This is a genomic window from Lentibacillus sp. JNUCC-1 (assembly GCF_009741735.1).
Lineage (GTDB): Bacteria > Bacillota > Bacilli > Bacillales > Amphibacillaceae > Lentibacillus_B.
This window is the reverse complement of record NZ_WHOH01000001.1, coordinates 1,041,513-1,057,956: the sequence shown is the minus strand read 5'-3', so window position 1 is coordinate 1,057,956 and position 16,444 is coordinate 1,041,513. Positions and strand designations below refer to the sequence as shown.

Genomic DNA, 16,444 nt, shown 5'->3' with positions numbered 1-16,444 from the left:
CAATACACTTATTAAAAGGGATTTAATAAGATGGTATATTAATACGGTTACATGGTGCGAATTGCTTTTTTGAAGAATGTTATGCTGCTACTTATTATAATAACTTTAATAATATCTTAATAGAGTTATTGGCTTAATTCAACTTTAAAGGTTCATTGGGTTACATATTTTTAAGAGCAAAGGGTGATCTGGAGTTGGGAAAAAAGTATGCGGTTACAAATGGTATTTCTGGAGGGGTTGATCTGGATAAAAAACCGGTCACAGCCAATTGGCAGCGCCTTCAATATGGCATGTTCATCCACTGGGGGCTGTATTCTGTATATGGCGGTGAGGTGAACGGGGAACCGGTCCGTGAGGGGTACAGTGAGCAGATTCAGATGTGGGCTGGCATGGCTGAAGCGGAATATGTGCAGGCAGCGGCTGAGTTTACGGGTGAAGGGTTTGACCCGGATGCGATCTGCCGGTTGGCCTTGGATGCGGGCATGCGGTATATCGTGATCACGAGTAAGCATCATGATGGGTTTGCCATGTTTGATACCGCCACGACAGATTATAATGTGGTCAAGCAGACGCCGTTTGGCAGAGACCCCCTGAAAATGCTGGCAGAGGCGTGTGAGCGGCATGGACTCGGATTTGGAGTCTATTTTTCGCTGGTAGATTGGCACCTGGGACATGACTTTGATCTGAATAATAACAATCCGATTCCTGTTTCGATGGAGCCGGCTATTGAAGCACAGTTGACAGAGTTGATGACGAACTACGGTCCGATTGTTGAGGTGTGGTTCGATATGTCTTCGCCGACGCCTGGACAGAGTGCAAAGTTTGCTGGGATTGTGAGGAAATATCAGCCTCATGCAGCCATTAATAGCCGGATCTGGAACAACACGGGTGACTTCCGAACACTCGGAGATAATCAGATTCCAGCGCAGACACTTGAAGGACCGTGGCAGACGCCGGCGTCGATTTATCGCGAAACATGGGGCTATCGGAAGTGGCAGGCACGTGAAGGTTTTGAGGGCAAAGTGCGTGATCTGATCAAGGGACTTGTCAGCGTTCGGGCCCGGGGCGGCAATTATCTGTTGAACATTGGGCCGCGCGGGGATGGTTCGGTTGTGCCGTTTGAGCGGGAAGTGCTTGAAGCGGTGGGGGACTGGCTTAAGCAGTATCCTGATTCAGTAATAGGTGCAACAGCTACCCGATTTGGCGGTCAGCCTTGGGGTGAGGTGACAGTGAACGGTCGAGATTTGTACCTGCATCTTTTTTCAAAACCGGAAAATGGTCAAGTTGTGCTCCCGGGGCTTGGATCGACTGTTGCAGAAGTAACTGATGGCGACGGGAACACGCTTGATTGGGTAATGTCGAATTGCGTGCTTACGGTGGATGTTTTCGAACAACAGTTGGATGTGATTAAAGTAAGGCTGGAGTCGGATTTGACGATCGTGCCGGAACAGACGTTGAAACTTGCAGCGGGCGATGAGGTTCATGCTGAGATAACTCAGATTGAGAGCGGCTATGGATTTGCTGATCGCGGAAATTATAATACCTTAACGGAAACCACATTACGGCACTCAGTATTTTTCCTGCCTGAGGAAAGCGGTGAGGTGCTGGTGCGACTGACAGGGACAAGCACTGATTCGGAGCGGCGTTACAAGGTGACAGTGGCCGATCGTGCGGTTGTGGTGTCGGCTGGAGATTTACTGCGTGAACCGATTGGGCCATTTGCAGTGACGGCTGACCATGTATATGAATTGTCAGTTGTATTGGACGAGCCGGCTTTTGCAGAGGCGGATTTGGGACTTGAGGTGACTGGTGTGAGTCTTAGCTTGAGCTGATGTTTGAGAAAGGAGGGCTTTTGATGCGCGTGACAGTTTGGAACGAATTTCGTCATGAGCAGGAGGAAGCGGCTGTTCGGGACGTTTATCCGGATGGCATTCATATGGTGATTGCTGACTTTTTGAAAAAAGAAGGACATGATGTGCAAACGGCTGTGCTGGATGAGGCGGAGCATGGACTGTCAGATGCGGTTTTGGACCGGACGGATGTGCTTGTTTGGTGGGGGCATAAGGCGCATGAGGAAGTTGAGGACGAGATCGTGGAAAAGGTGCAGGCTCGTGTGCTCAAGGGAATGGGGCTTATCGTGCTGCATTCAGCGCATTTTTCCAAGGTATTTAAGAAGCTGATGGGGACGTCTTGCGATTTGAAGTGGCGGGAAGCTGGTGATACAGAGCGGCTTTGGGTCGCTGATCCAACGCATCCGATTGTTGAAGGGATTGACGAGTACATAGAACTTGAGCAAGAAGAGATGTACGGTGAGCATTTCGATATCCCGACACCGGATGAACACGTATTTATCAGGTGGTTCTCAGGCGGCGAGGTGTTCCGAAGCGGGGCGACGTTCAAACGGGGCCGCGGGAAAATATTTTACTTTCGTCCCGGGCATGAGACGTATCCGACTTATCATAACCAGTCTGTTCAGCGTGTTATTAAAAACGCTGTCAAGTGGGCTGCACCGCCTAATACATCTGAGCCGGTCCGCGGACATTATTCGGGGCCTGGCCTGTAGCGCGCAAAATTGTATTAAATTTTGAAAGGGGAATGTAAATGGTACAAACACAGCCGAATATTTTATTTATTATGAGTGATGATCATGCGGCACATGCGATGAGTTGTTATGGGAGCCGCATCAATGAGACGCCGAATCTGGACCGGATTGCTGAGGAAGGGATGCGTTTTGACAATTGTTTCTGCACGAACTCCATCTGTGCGCCGAGCCGGGCGGCGATTATGACCGGCCAGTATAACCATATGAACGGGGTTAAAACGCTGGGCGACACATTCGATGGCAACCGGCCGAACGTCCAGAAAATTTTACAGAACAACGGTTACCAGACCGCCATCGTCGGAAAGTGGCATCTTGGCCATGGCGGCAACAATGATCCAACCGGGTTTGACTACTGGAATGTGTTGCCCGGCCAGGGGAATATCACAATCCGCCGATGTATGAAATGGGAGAGGAGAAGCAATATGAGGGGTATGTGACCGACATCATCACAGACCTCTCGTTGGACTGGCTGAAAAAACGAACCGAGGATCAGCCGTTTTTCCTAATGTGTCACCATAAAGCCCCCCACCGGCCGTGGGAACCTGACGCGAAACATGCCCATATGTATGACGAGGTCGACATCCCTGAGCCGGTCACCTTTAACGATGATTATTCAAACCGGTCCAATGCTGCAAAAGAGGCTACTATGCGGATTGAGAGCGATTTGAATGAAATTGATTTAAAAGTTGAACCGCCCGAGGGCTTGACCCCGGCTGAGTTGAAAAGCTGGAAATATCAGCGGTACATTAAGGATTATTTGCGCGTCGTTGCCTCGATCGATGATAACGTCGGACGTATGCTTGACTATCTGGATGAAGCCGGACTGGCTGACAACACGATTGTGATCTATACATCTGACCAAGGATTTTTCCTGGGGACCACGGCTGGTATGATAAGCGGTTCATGTATGAAGAATCGCTCCGCATGCCATTCATCGTCCGCTATCCAGAAGGCGTGCGAGCTGGGACCACGACAGAGGATTTCGCTTTAAACGTGGACTTTGCGGAGACCTTCCTGGATTACGCGGGCGTTGAGATCCCCGAGTTCATGCAAGGGACAAGTCTGCGTCCGGTGCTTGAGGAACGGACGCCCGACGACTGGCAGACGTCCCACTACTACCGGTACTGGGAGCATCTGAGTGAACCGCACAAAGTCGTAGCCCATTACGGCATGCGCACGCACCGTTATAAGCTAATCTATTATTACGGCGAGGCGCTGGGTTCGTCCAACACACTTGATGAATCCCGTGAACCTGAGTGGGAACTGTTCGACTTAAAAAAAGATCCCCATGAGCTGAATAACGTTTATGACGTTCCTGAGTACGCCGAAACCGTGAAGACGTTGAAAGAAGAGCTGTATCGGTTGAAAGATGCTGTGGAGGATTATGAGTGAAGTTTTTGCAGGGGCGTTGTGATCAGGTGAAACCTGGATAAAACCGCTTAAATTCTGGATAAAGCGCCCGAAATTCTGGATATACAGAAAATATTCTGGATATCCGCCTGAAAAACCTGGATATACGAAAATAAACCTGGATACCATACTCGAAAACCTGGATAAAATAAAAGGCCAGAGGGAAGCGACCCCATGAGAGGACTTCCTTCAGGGCTTGATTTTAATGGAGACAGTTACCAACGCGGTGCTTTCACCCAGGTCACAGGTATCAGCGACAGCCCCCATGATATTATCCCTTTATAAGTCAGGAGGTTTTTGTATGCTAGACGATACGAGTTTTGCGATTCATCCGGGGAATAGCCAGGCAGAGAAGCCGGTTATTTACCGTGATGTTGGCAGTTTGAATAGTTATGAAAAAGATGGTTCTACTTATTTATTTTCGTGTGAGAACGCTGAAGTGGCGGTTCGGTTTTTCCGGGCTGACATTGTGCGTGTGGTGATGAATCCCGAGAGTACGCCTGCCCTTGATCAGTCTCGGGCAGTAATTGCAAACGCGGAAGATGTCGCGGTGCGGGTTATTGATGAGGATATCTACCTGACGCTCGCAACAGAACGTCTTGAAATTCATATCACAAAAACACCGTTCCGCATCACGATTAAAGACTCAAGCGGCCAGGAGCTTGTCGGGGAAGGGGAGCGCGGCATGTGCTACCAAGCAGACGGTACAGTGGCTGCGTTCAAAAAAATGCATGGGGCAGATCACTTTTATGGCTTTGGGGAGAAAAGCGGACATCTCAACAAACGCGGTGAAGCGCTCGAGATGTGGAACACGGACGTGTATGCCCCGCACAATCCTGAGACCGATCCATTGTATGAGTCGATCCCGTACTTCATGACACTCCGCGAAGGCCGGGCGCATGGCATCTTTTTTGACAATACATTCCGGTCGTTTTTTGACATGAAAACATCTGAAGACACGTACAGCTTTTCCGCAGAGGGCGGTCAGCTTGATTATTATGTCATGGCTGGGCCTGATCCAAAAGCTGTCCTTCAGCAGTACACCCATTTGACTGGACGCATTCCACTCCCGTCAAAATGGTCGCTCGGCTATCATCAGTCACGCTACAGCTACGAGTCGGAAAAAGAAGTGCGTGCACTCGCTCAAAATTTTATCGACAAAGACATTCCAATTGATGTGATTCACCTCGATATTCATTATATGGATGGTTATCGCGTGTTCACGTTCGACAAAGATCGCTTTCCCAATCCGAAAAAATTAATCGCTGATCTGCGTGACATGGGCATCCGAGTCGTTCCGATTGTTGACCCAGGTGTGAAAAAAGACAGCGAATATGCGATTTATCAGGAAGGCGTTCGTGATGATCTTTTCTGTAAATACCTTGAAGGAGACATCTACTTTGGCGATGTATGGCCTGGAACCAGTGCATTTCCAGACTTTACTGAGCAAAAGGTGCGCGACTGGTGGGGAGAGAAGCATGCTTTTTACACCGAAATCGGCGTCGAGGGCATTTGGAACGATATGAACGAACCAGCTGTTTTCAATGAAACGAAAACGATGGACACGTCGGTCATGCACCGAAACGACGGACGCCCAACAACACATCGCGAACTCCATAATGTGTACGGTCTTTTGATGGGCGAGGCAACTTATGAAGGGATGAAAAAGCAGCTCGACGGCAAGCGGCCATTCCTGTTGACCCGTGCAGGCTATGGCGGCGTACAGCGGTATGGGTCGGTATGGACTGGCGACAACCGCAGCTTCTGGGAGCATTTGCAAATGTCGCTTCCAATGGTGATGAATCTCGGCCTTTCCGGTGTTGCATTCACAGGCCCGGATGTTGGCGGATTTGCTCATGATACCAACGCCGAACTTCTTACCCGCTGGACCCAGGTCGGCGCGTTTACCCCATTTTTCCGGAACCACTCAGCGATCGGTTTTCGCTACCAGGAACCATGGCAATTCGGGGAAAAGTATGAAGCGATCATGCGCCGCTATATTCAGATGCGTTACGAATGGATGCCACAGCTGTACAGTCTTTTTTATGAAGCGAGTGTTTCAGGACTCCCTGTGATGCGCCCATTGTTCATGGAATTTCCGGACGATGAAAAAACATACAATTTGAATGATCAGTTCATGATCGGCGACAACGTGATGATCGCCCCAATCTTGCAGCCGTCTGTGACAGACCGCGCTGTGTACATGCCAGAGGGCACCTGGGTCGATATCATGACTGAGCAAGAATATGCGGGTGGTATGTCACACCTGATTCATGCTGAACTTGAAGACCTCCCGATTTTCGTGAAAAAAGGGACCGCTTTTGTCATGGGCGACTGGACATCCAACAAGGACAAAACACCAAAAGATGTGACATTGAACGTTTACCATGGTGAACCGGGAGAGACGTATCGGATGACATTTTACGACGATGACGGGGAAACGTATGCCTATGAAAACGGTGATTACATGAAGCTTGAGCTCAAAATCGTGAGCGAAGCCAAGGGCGTTGATGTCCGCGTTGTGGGCCAGAGTGGAAATTTCAAGCCGGCTTATGGGTCGATATTAGTTGGATTTCATGGAGATTCGGTGGATGATGTAAAGGTGAATGGACAGCAAAAGAGACAGATAGACCTTTAATTTTTGGTTCTATCAAGTCGAACTGTAGTTTGAATGAGATAATTACAGATATATAAAGACAGAAGGAAGTCATTCTTGGGTTGGCTTCCTTCTGTCTTTTAGTTTATGAACGTTGCCACAGAAATTGATAGGTAAATTATTTAGTTATGGTCCATACAAAGCTAGAAAGAAGTCACTCCTTGGAACCGACTTCTACCCGGCTTTTTTATATTTTAAATTTTTAAACTAAAGTCGAGAATTAACCTTACAAGACTGAATATCAACTTATTTTAAAGGGATCTTTCTTCTCTTAGGATTGAACAATTTGGCTAATGTCTGTCACTTTCAAGTTTTATAATTCCAGCAACCTTTCACAAACAGTTTATATTAATACTAATACAATAGTCCCGAACTAGGTCTTTTAACTCTTATAAGAACAGCTGAAAATGACCACAAAGAACTATTTACAGTCGAATAAAAACATTATTAAAACATCTTTAATTGTCGCTAATATACATTGACAACCTTATAATAGTTTAGTAACTTACATTGTAGGAACGGCTTACTTTTACAGAAAGCGAGGTGTTCTTATAAATGTGAAAACGCTGTCAAAGTGCGCGTTTGTATCCATTAATTAAATCTATCTCTGGATCCTGAGATATACATATCAATAGAAACATTCTAACTAGAGGTTGACAATTTTTTAGGACAGGGATAAATAAACCATAGGGAGAGACAAAGATGCATTTAAAAGCAAGACAAAAGCACTATAGCATATTGTTGATTGCTGTTCTTTTGCTGAGTTTGTTTACCCCAGCAGCTGCGCCATTTACAGTTCAGGCAGCGGATGCTGATCATTCTATTTCTGTAGCAGAGGCAATTGGATTGGATAATGATGGCAGTGACAAGACCGTCAAAGGATATATTGTTGGGTACGCTCTAAGTAAAGATAATGTTACAAAAAATCCTGAAGAATTCCCTGAGGATTATAATTACGCAATCGCTGATAATAAGGATGAAACCAATACGGATAACATGCTGTACGTACAGGTTTCAAAACAATTTAGATCAGATTTTGGTCTGAAAACAAATCCTAATAACGTTGGGAAAGAAGTGATTGTAACTGGGAAACTTTTGGGTTATATATCGTCACACTACGGATTGAAAGATCCAACAGAGATGAAATTCACCTCCGAATCCGAAGAGCCTGCTCCACCACTCGAGCTTAAGACCATTACAGAAGTTCGAGCTCAAGAAACGGGTGAAGCTAAAACAAAAGGCATTGTAACAGCAAAATTAAAAAACTCCATACAGATCCAGGATGATAATGCCGCGATTGCGCTTCGTCCACCGTCACTCGATGTGCAACTTGGTGATGAGATTACCGTAACCGGATCTTTGGATAACTATAATGGCCTGTTGCAATTACAAGGCACGACCATAGAAGAGAAAACCGCGGGTGTTGGTGTGCCAAGTGCCTTGCCGATTGATGGCAGCCAGTTAAAAAACCATCAATCCAAGCTTGTCATAATTGAAAACGTTAAACTCACAGGTGTCGATGGCAGCAACTATAGTGCCGAAGATGCTGATGGCAACGGTTTTGTCGTTCGAGATGAAACTGACGCACTTGGGCTCAACACTGATAGAACCTATGAATCTATCACAGGCATTGTGACCCAATTTGGCGATGTCCATCAAATCATTCCGAGAAGCAAACAGGATGTTGTAGCTGATAGTTCGAAAGTACGCCCTGTTACAGCAAGCCCGAATGCAGGTACCATCCCGGCTGATTCTGAAGTCACACTCAAAACGGGTACTGAAGGAGCGGAAATTTTTTACACCACTGACGGAAGTGATCCAGAACAAGGTAAACTTTACAATGGACCAATAACAGTCAGTGAGAACATGACAGTCAAAGCTATTGCCAAAAAAGATGGGTTGACGACAAGTGACCCAGTTGAATTTAGTTACACGGTTTACCAGGCAGAAGATGGCGTGAAAATCCACCATATCCAAGGGGAGAGTCACGAATCACCAATGAAAGGTCAGAATGTGGAAAATGTCGAGGGCATCGTGACATATAAGTATGATATTAGAGGCTCCCACTACTTCCACATGCAGACACCCGAAGATCAATACGACGGCAACCCGAAAACATCTGAAGGGATCGTCATTTATACTGGAAAAGCAGAAGACGTCTCAGTCGGCGATCTTGTTGAAGTCACAGGTAAGGTAGACGAGTATTATATTGACGGCTATAGTGACAAAGAAAAAACCGATTTGCCGGTTACTCAGATCAATGCCCGTGATGATAAGGGCGGTTCTGTCAATATTCAAGAAAAAAATGTTGAACTTCCTGCCCCGGTTAAAATCACATCAAGTGATATTCCATCTAAGATCGCTGGAGAAGATACATTTGATGTTTTTGAACCAAACAAATACGCTATCGATTTCTGGGAAAGCATTGAAGGCATGAGAGTGGAAGTGGAACCTGCCAGAGCGGTTGCACCACAGCAACATGGTGATCTCGTTGTTGTAACTGATGAATTCAAACCAGAAAACACAACTGTTAATGGCGGCATTCGTCTGACAGAAAACGGGCCGATGGCACAAGCGGTTCAATTTAAATTGCAGCCAAACGGGCCAGCACGGGATTTTGCCGTTAAAACTGGAGACAAATTTACGGAGGCCATTACAGGTGTAGTCAATTATGGCTATGGCAACTATAAGGTCTATTCAAATCTCGATGAAGTTAAATCTGTTTTTAAAGAAGGCAATACAGAGCCACAAAAAACAACCATCACAAAAGAAGCTGATAAACTGACTGTTGCTTCTTATAATGTGGAGAATTTCTCAAATAACAAAAGTGAGACGCCACCTAAGAAAGCTGAAAATATTGCTAAAGCTTTTGTTGACGGCATGAACAGTCCTGACATCATTGGTATTGTTGAGGTTATGGATAATAACGGACAAGACAAAGGTCCAAACGATGCTGATGCGTCAGAAAGCTATGAACGACTCATTTCAGAAATTAAGGCTCAAAATGGTCCAACTTACGAATATGCTAATATCAACCCAGAGTACAACAAAGACGGCGGAGCGCCAAACGGTAACATCCGCGTTGGTTATCTCTATAACCCTGATCGTGTAACTATGATTGACGGGCAAAAAGGTTCGTCTACAGCGGCAGTTGGATATGAAAATGGTCAGTTGACCCTTAACCCTGGTCGTGTGTCACCAGATACTTTTGAAGGGACACGGAAACCTTTGGCAGCACAGTTTGAGTTCCAAGGGGAAAGTGTTGTCGTCGTCAACAATCATTTGAATTCCAAGCGTGGCGATGACGGAACATTTGGACAGAACCAGCCACCAGTTCTCGGGAGTGAAGCCGAGCGTATTAAGTTGGCTCGTGCAGTTAATGACTTTGTAAAAGAAATCAAACAAGACAACCCTAAAGAAAATGTGGTTGTGCTCGGTGACATGAATGATTTTGAATTCTCGACACCGCTTAAGGTTTTAAAAGGTAATGAATTGACTAACTTAATTGATCAGGTGCCTGCTGAAGAACGTTACAGCTATGTGTTCCAGGGGAATTCCCAGGTGCTGGATCACATCCTTGTTTCTAATAATCTGTCCGAAGCCTCAAAAGTCGATGTTTTACACGTAAACGCCGACTTTACAGACATGCATGGACGCGCCAGCGACCATGATCCAGTGCTCGCACAACTTGATCTGGCAGCTGCAGATAATTCCTATAAACTGAATATCATGCACATGAACGATACGCATGCACGTGCAGAGCAATTGCCTAAGATGCTCACGGCTATTAAAGACTTTCGAGCAACACATCCAGAATCATTGCTACTTAATGGTGGAGATGTATTTTCTGGAACGCTTTATTTCAACGAATTTAAAGGTCAGGCAGATTTGGCCATTATGAATATGATGGACATTGATGCCATGGTCTTTGGAAATCACGAATTTGACCTTGGAGACGAGGAAAGCGGCCAAAAGTCCCTTTCTGAATTTGTTGCAGGGGCAGAGTTTCCATTTCTCGGTACGAATATTGACTTTTCCAAAGATCCATTTATGAAAGATCTTGAAACGAACGAATCACTTGCAGAAGACCCTAATAATGGGGAAATCTATAACAGTATTGTCAAAGAAGTTAATGGTGAAAAGATCGGTATTTTCGGATTGACGACTGAAGATACGATTAATATTGCCAGCCCAATGGATGTTAAGTTTGAGGACTTCAAAGCCTCCGCTGAAAAAGCGGTCAAGGAATTTGAAGACGCCGGTATTAACAAGGTAGTAGCCGTTAACCATCTTGGCTATGACAGTGCGCCGGATGTCGGAAATGACTTGCGTCTTGCTAAAGAGGTCGATGGTATTGACGTCATTATTGGTGGGCATTCTCACTCTGAGGTAACACCGCCTGATGTCATTACAAAAGGTGAAAATGGTAAAGAAAAAGCTCCGACAGTCATCGTTCAAGCTGGTGAATACGGAGAATATCTCGGCACACTTAACGTATCATTCGATGATAACGGTGAAATCGTTGGGCATGCTGGAGAATTGCTTGAAGTGGATAACTATGAAGCTGATCCTGAAGCTGAGAAAGTTCTAGCGGCGTATAAGGAGCAAATTGACGAAGTTATGAATGAAGAGATCGGTGCTGAAGCCATGAAAGATCTCATTAACCCTCGTCAAGACGAGCCAGGTGACGATAGTGTCCGCGCTAACGAAACAGAACTCGGCAACTTGGTTACGGATGCGATGCTCGCGAAAGCTAAAGAAAAGTTTCCAAAAACAGTCATCGCTTTTCAAAACGGTGGTGGCATCCGGGCTCCGATCGACAAAGGTCCGATTACAACAGGTGAAGTTATCAGTGTCCTGCCGTTTGGAAATGACCCTGTTATTGCTACATTGACAGGACAGGAAATCAAGGACATTCTGGAACACGCCGTGCGTCAGGCCCCTGCTGAAAATGGCGGATTCCTGCATGTATCCGGTATGAAGTACTATTATGACAGTACAAAAGAACCGGGTGATCGTGTTGCCAAAATGTATCTTGACCGAGGCGGCGAGTTAATTGAAATTCAGCCTGATGGTGAATATTTGGTTACCACGAACGGCTTTACAGGACAAGGCGGAGACGGGTTTGAAACATTCGCCAAAGCTTATGAAGACGGACGTGTTAAAGACATTGGTGAAACTGATTGGCAGCAGCTCCGAGATTATATGGTAGAGGAACAATACCTCGATGGTGTTGTCGATCCTGAAAGAGAAGGTCGTATTATTGACCTTAAAGGTGAAGAAGCGCCTGAAATCCCTGGTGAATCAGATGAAAATGGAGATGACACCACACCTCCAGGATCTGACGGGGATGGCGATCAAAACGGTACACCTCCAGGATCTGTTGGAGACGGTGACAAAGATGGCACACCTCCAGGCAGTGGCGGAAATGGCGGCCAAAAACTGCCTGTCACAGCAACAACCATGTATTCCATTTTGTTGGCAGGGATTATTCTGATCCTGTCTGGTACCGCCCTTGTGCTTTACCGCAAGAGAAAATTGGCACACTAAAAAAAGAACAACCGCCGGGCATGATGCTCGGCGGTTATTCTTTTTGAACGATGAAGGCTTTTGATATATGACATTCAATACTATAATAGAGACAACACGCGATACAAGGATGTGACCTCAATGACAGATCGATATAATAAAAACGCTGGACGTGAGAAACGATTTGCGACAACATTGCGTATCCCCTCTGGCAAGCTTGTTTCGGATGACACTTACCATTACTATGCTTCACACAACGATAAAAGCCCCAAGTTAAAAAAAGATCAGCTCTCCCTCTATGGAATTGATCTTTCCCAGTTAGAGGATGGCAGTTTGCAGGCAACCGCCCTCATCCGCAGCACCGTACATAAGCCAGTCCGTCTGAAAGAGTCTGAGATTGTTATTTTGGATGAAAATGGGCAGCCGATTGCGAGGATTACGGAAAATTTTTCGAGCCTAGAAGCTCTGCAACCGAATACAGCATACCCTTGGCAATTTGTATTTCCGCCTGAATCTATCATGGGGGATGAAGTCCCTTGGGATTCGAACGTATGGTCATTGGCTTTTGAAACCAAGCCCGCTCATAAGCTGGATATGACTGATGAGGAGAAGGCCAGTATTTCCGAAGTATCCTTGGCAAAACTGCGTAAAATTGTAGAACAGGCTCCTGCGCTCGACAAAGACGAGTTGTCTTTTATGGGCCTGTCCATCAGACAAACAAAAGATGATGAATTGATTACGACCTTGCTCGTGCGAAACGGCACCATACAAGACTTGGAACTTAAGCAGGTTCCTCTGATCATTTATGATGCTTTAGGCGAGGCGGCCGCAAGAGGCACCTTCAAACTGTCACATCTCACCATTAAAGCGAACTCCAGCAAGCCCATCACCCTCGTCTTTCCAAAGGAAGCGCTGGTCAAAGAGAAGCTTGATTTGTCCAGCTGGAAAATCGAACATGTAGAGTAGGCTGCTGGATTATTATATTCGTGAAAGCGAGAAAGAAGTCGTCATGAGGGCGCTTTTGAAGCCTTTAGTAGAAAACGACCGACGCTACACAGAAAAAGAAAATTCGGGAAGTGACAGTCACTCCCCGAAATATGTCGAATGATCTTTTGAAGGGCAGAAGGAAGCCACCCATGGGACGGCTTCCTTCTGGCTTTTTGGTGTGCGTGGGATTTTGGTGGTGTTGGGGGGTGGATAGGATGAAGGCTTGCTTGGATAGAGAGTCTTCTTCGTTTGATAGAGTTGCTTCTTGCTTGGATAGTCTGTGTTCTTCGTTTGATAGAACTGCCTCTCGCTTGGATAGACCAAACTTTTCGTCTGATAGAACTGCCTCCCCTCAGATAGACCAAGCAGATAATCTACCGCCTCACCCAGCTCCGCCACACACATTTCAAAAGGTCCAACTTCCCCTAGCTCCTCACTTCCAATCCCCAATAACACTTCCACGATTTCCCTTCAATACGCATTTTTCAGCATTATCCAACGTATTTTCTCATAATCAACCATAATAGATGTCTAAAACTATTAGGCTACAAATCTCTCATGTATGCGCCGGTTTAATACAAAGAAAGCGCTTTGCGATCGATTTAGTATTACCCTATAATAAAACGTGTTCATAAAGAAAACATGTTCATAAAAATAACATGATCACAGAACTATCCTATTACATGCAATTCCACTCAGCCTCAAAGGTCCCGCTGAATATACATAAAGGAGTGATGAAATGGCATCTGACAATGAAGTGCTGAAGGTTGACCATTTGAAGACCTACTTTTATATGAAAGACGATAAAGTTGCCAAAGCTGTTGACGATGTATCATTCACCATTAAACGAGGGGAAACAGTTGCCTTGGTTGGTGAGTCAGGCAGCGGTAAAAGTATGACGGCCTTGTCGGTTATGCAGCTGATTAAAAAGCCTGGCAAAATTGCGGGTGGCGATATTTATTTGGAAAATGAGTCGCTGACACAGTTTTCCAAGAAAGAAATTGAACGTGTCAGAGGGAAAGACATCGGGATGATTTTTCAGGAGCCGATGACCGCACTTAACCCTGTTTTCACCATTGGCAATCAAATGATCGAGATGATTGTCAAACATAAAAAGGTCAGCAAAAAAGAAGCCAAGCTGAAGGCGATCGAGTTGTTGAACTTAGTCGGGATCTCCCGCCCGGAACAGATCATTAAAGATTATCCCCATCAATTATCCGGAGGCATGCGGCAGCGTGTAATGATTGCGATAGCGATCTCGTGTGAACCGAAGCTGCTGATTGCCGATGAACCTACCACAGCACTGGATGTAACGATTCAGCTGCAAATACTTAAACTGCTATTCGATCTCCAAAAGAAGTTTAATATGGCGATACTGTTTATCACCCATGACCTGGGCGTCGTTTCTGAGCATGCGGACAGAGTGATGGTCATGTATGGCGGCCAGATTGTCGAGGAAGCTGCAACGAAAGAAGTGCTGTTTGATACCAAGCACCCTTATACAGAGGGGTTGCTAAACAGTTTGCCTCATATGCACAAACCCGTTAAGCGACTGCAGGCTATTGAGGGCACGATCCCGCCTGCATATGATTTCCCCAAAGGCTGCCGGTTTGCGCCGCGTTGTCCTTATGCGATGGATGCCTGCAGAGAAGGCCCGATTCCGTTATATGAAGCAGCCGATGACCATTTGTCACGCTGTATCTTGCATAAAGAAGGAGGCGAACATCATGACAGCTAACCAAACAGTTATGCATAATTCGAAATCTGCGGCATCTCCTGATCAAGATGACATCCTGCGTGTGAAAAATATTAAAAAATACTTTCCAATCAACGGCGGGATATTAAGACGCCCCGTCAACTATGTGAAAGCGGTAGATGACGTCTCTTTTTCAGTCCGGCGCGGTGAAACGCTCGGGATTGTCGGAGAATCTGGTTGTGGAAAGTCAACGCTTGGTCGTGTCTTAATACGACTGCTGGATTCCACTGAAGGCGACATCATTTTTAATGGGGAAAATATAGCAGAGGCGCCTTCCCGCAAAATGCGTTCCTATCGCAAGGCGCTGCAAATGATTTTTCAGGATCCGTTTGGGTCACTTAACGCTAAAATGAGCATTCGGCAGCTGATTGAAGAACCGCTGATTGTGCAAACCGATCACTCAAAAGCCGAACGTACTGAAAAAGTTGAATCCATGATTCAAAAAGTGGGGCTGCGCATATCAGATTTGCAAAAGTATCCGCATCAGTTTTCTGGCGGGCAGCGGCAGCGGATTGGCATTGCGAGAGCGCTGATTGTCGAACCGGAGCTGGTTGTCTGTGATGAGGCAGTCTCAGCGCTGGACGTGTCAATTCAGGCACAGGTGCTGAATCTGATGCAGGACTTGCAGGACGAGTTGAATTTAACATATTTATTTATCTCGCATGACTTGAATGTTGTGAATCATGTGAGTGACCGGGTGGCTGTCATGTATCTTGGCCGCGTGGCAGAGATCGCGCCAAATGACGCTTTATATTCGAAGCCGCTTCATCCATATACACAGTTTTTGCTGAAGGCGATTCCTGAAGTGACGGAAGACTCTGAGGCTACCGATGACGTCTTGTCCGGTGATATTCCCAACCCGGCGAACCCGCCATCAGGCTGTGCATTTCGGACAAGATGCCCATTTGCAAATGACCTTTGCGCCCAGGTCAGACCTGAGCTGCAAGAAATCGAGTCAGGTCATTACGTCGCCTGTCACGCATACGACACCGATAACCCAGAGAGACCAGAGTTGAAGAGGTAAAAATACTTTGGGATGGAATTAGGAACTTATAACGGCTTCATGCGGCCGCTCGGAAGGGAACACTCTGCGTCCAGTGGGCGCTGCTGAGCCTCGGGCCCACAGGACGTGGGTCATGAAGGCGTTGCGACAGGACGTCGCGGTTTTAGCCTTCCTTCCCCTACTGAGCGCTGTGGGGTCTCACCGAGGCTTTGCATCCCACAGGAGTCTCCGTGTTTCCCCCGAGCTAGGTAAGAGAGATTATTCTCTAACTCATAGGTGAGTGGAACGGTCCAAGCTACTAGATTAAACAGAGTGATTGGAGCGGAGGGAAGTCGACTCCTGCGGGAACAGCACGAGTCCAAAGACCCCACAGTGAGCGGTCTTTGCGAGCAAGGAGGCTGAGGCCGTGCCCGCGGCTAGAAGACACTGTGAAAGTGGTCTTCTTGAACAGATGTCGCACTTGAGCTGTTATAAGGTTAAAGCGACTTCCCGCAGCGGAAA

Annotated in this window: 11 protein-coding genes; 10 read left to right on the top strand and 1 reads right to left on the bottom strand. The window is 46.4% G+C overall.

Annotated features, from left to right (window positions below; genetic code table 11):
• The first annotated feature begins 194 nt into the window (after positions 1–194).
• The 8 genes from JNUCC1_RS04915 (at position 195) to JNUCC1_RS04890 (ending at position 13,163) form a co-directional block, all read left to right on the top strand.
• On the top strand, positions 195–1,832 hold the full coding sequence (locus tag JNUCC1_RS04915; protein WP_197431635.1) for an alpha-L-fucosidase: 1,638 nt from the start codon (positions 195–197) through the stop codon (positions 1,830–1,832).
• A gap of 23 nt (positions 1,833–1,855) precedes the next feature.
• Complete coding sequence (locus tag JNUCC1_RS04910) at positions 1,856–2,563, top strand: ThuA domain-containing protein (RefSeq protein WP_156644393.1); 708 nt, start codon at positions 1,856–1,858, stop codon at positions 2,561–2,563.
• 38 nt (positions 2,564–2,601) lie between these two features.
• Positions 2,602–3,039, top strand: coding sequence for a sulfatase-like hydrolase/transferase (locus JNUCC1_RS18945; RefSeq protein WP_269448132.1), 438 nt, complete (start codon positions 2,602–2,604; stop codon positions 3,037–3,039).
• Complete coding sequence (locus tag JNUCC1_RS18940; protein WP_269448131.1) at positions 2,997–3,593, top strand: sulfatase-like hydrolase/transferase; 597 nt, start codon at positions 2,997–2,999, stop codon at positions 3,591–3,593. Before JNUCC1_RS18945 ends, JNUCC1_RS18940 begins: the two co-directional genes overlap by 43 nt.
• Positions 3,506–3,994, top strand: a complete 489-nt coding sequence (locus JNUCC1_RS18545; protein WP_331713604.1) for a sulfatase/phosphatase domain-containing protein — start codon at positions 3,506–3,508, stop codon at positions 3,992–3,994. The genes JNUCC1_RS18940 and JNUCC1_RS18545 overlap by 88 nt, the downstream gene beginning before the upstream one ends.
• A 319-nt stretch (positions 3,995–4,313) precedes the next feature.
• Positions 4,314–6,650, top strand: a complete 2,337-nt coding sequence (locus JNUCC1_RS04900; protein WP_156644392.1) for a glycoside hydrolase family 31 protein — start codon at positions 4,314–4,316, stop codon at positions 6,648–6,650.
• A 720-nt stretch (positions 6,651–7,370) separates the two neighbouring features.
• Positions 7,371–12,218, top strand: coding sequence for a 5'-nucleotidase C-terminal domain-containing protein (locus JNUCC1_RS04895; RefSeq protein WP_231746993.1), 4,848 nt, complete (start codon positions 7,371–7,373; stop codon positions 12,216–12,218).
• 120 nt (positions 12,219–12,338) lie between these two features.
• Positions 12,339–13,163 (top strand): SLAP domain-containing protein, encoded by an 825-nt coding sequence (locus tag JNUCC1_RS04890; protein WP_156644391.1) that lies wholly within the window; start codon positions 12,339–12,341, stop codon positions 13,161–13,163.
• A 117-nt stretch (positions 13,164–13,280) separates the two neighbouring features.
• Here the strand turns inward: JNUCC1_RS04890 and JNUCC1_RS04885 are convergent, their stop codons facing one another.
• The gene (locus JNUCC1_RS04885) at positions 13,281–13,646 is read right to left on the bottom strand and encodes a hypothetical protein (protein WP_156644390.1); all 366 of its coding nucleotides are present in this window, start codon (positions 13,644–13,646) and stop codon (positions 13,281–13,283) included.
• 277 nt (positions 13,647–13,923) lie between these two features.
• Here JNUCC1_RS04885 and JNUCC1_RS04880 point away from each other — a divergent pair, with 277 nt between their 5' ends.
• Positions 13,924–14,922, top strand: coding sequence for an ABC transporter ATP-binding protein (locus JNUCC1_RS04880; RefSeq protein WP_156644389.1), 999 nt, complete (start codon positions 13,924–13,926; stop codon positions 14,920–14,922).
• A complete protein-coding gene (locus JNUCC1_RS04875; RefSeq protein ID WP_156644388.1) occupies positions 14,912–15,964 on the top strand; it encodes an ABC transporter ATP-binding protein in 1,053 nt (350 codons plus the stop codon). The genes JNUCC1_RS04880 and JNUCC1_RS04875 overlap by 11 nt, the downstream gene beginning before the upstream one ends.
• Positions 15,965–16,444 lie beyond the last annotated feature (480 nt).

Excerpts from the sequence above, each read along its gene's own strand:
- JNUCC1_RS04910 (WP_156644393.1), top strand. The coding sequence starts at position 1,856 with ATGCGCGTGACAGTTTGGAACGAATTTCGTCATGAGCAGGAGGAAGCG.
- JNUCC1_RS18940 (WP_269448131.1), top strand. The coding sequence starts at position 2,997 with ATGTATGAAATGGGAGAGGAGAAGCAATATGAGGGGTATGTGACCGAC.
- JNUCC1_RS04875 (WP_156644388.1), top strand. The coding sequence starts at position 14,912 with ATGACAGCTAACCAAACAGTTATGCATAATTCGAAATCTGCGGCATCT.
- JNUCC1_RS04890 (WP_156644391.1), top strand. The coding sequence starts at position 12,339 with ATGACAGATCGATATAATAAAAACGCTGGACGTGAGAAACGATTTGCG.
- JNUCC1_RS04895 (WP_231746993.1), top strand. The coding sequence starts at position 7,371 with ATGCATTTAAAAGCAAGACAAAAGCACTATAGCATATTGTTGATTGCT.
- JNUCC1_RS18945 (WP_269448132.1), top strand. The coding sequence starts at position 2,602 with ATGGTACAAACACAGCCGAATATTTTATTTATTATGAGTGATGATCAT.
- JNUCC1_RS18545 (WP_331713604.1), top strand. The coding sequence starts at position 3,506 with ATGTATGAAGAATCGCTCCGCATGCCATTCATCGTCCGCTATCCAGAA.
- JNUCC1_RS04900 (WP_156644392.1), top strand. The coding sequence starts at position 4,314 with ATGCTAGACGATACGAGTTTTGCGATTCATCCGGGGAATAGCCAGGCA.
- JNUCC1_RS04880 (WP_156644389.1), top strand. The coding sequence starts at position 13,924 with ATGGCATCTGACAATGAAGTGCTGAAGGTTGACCATTTGAAGACCTAC.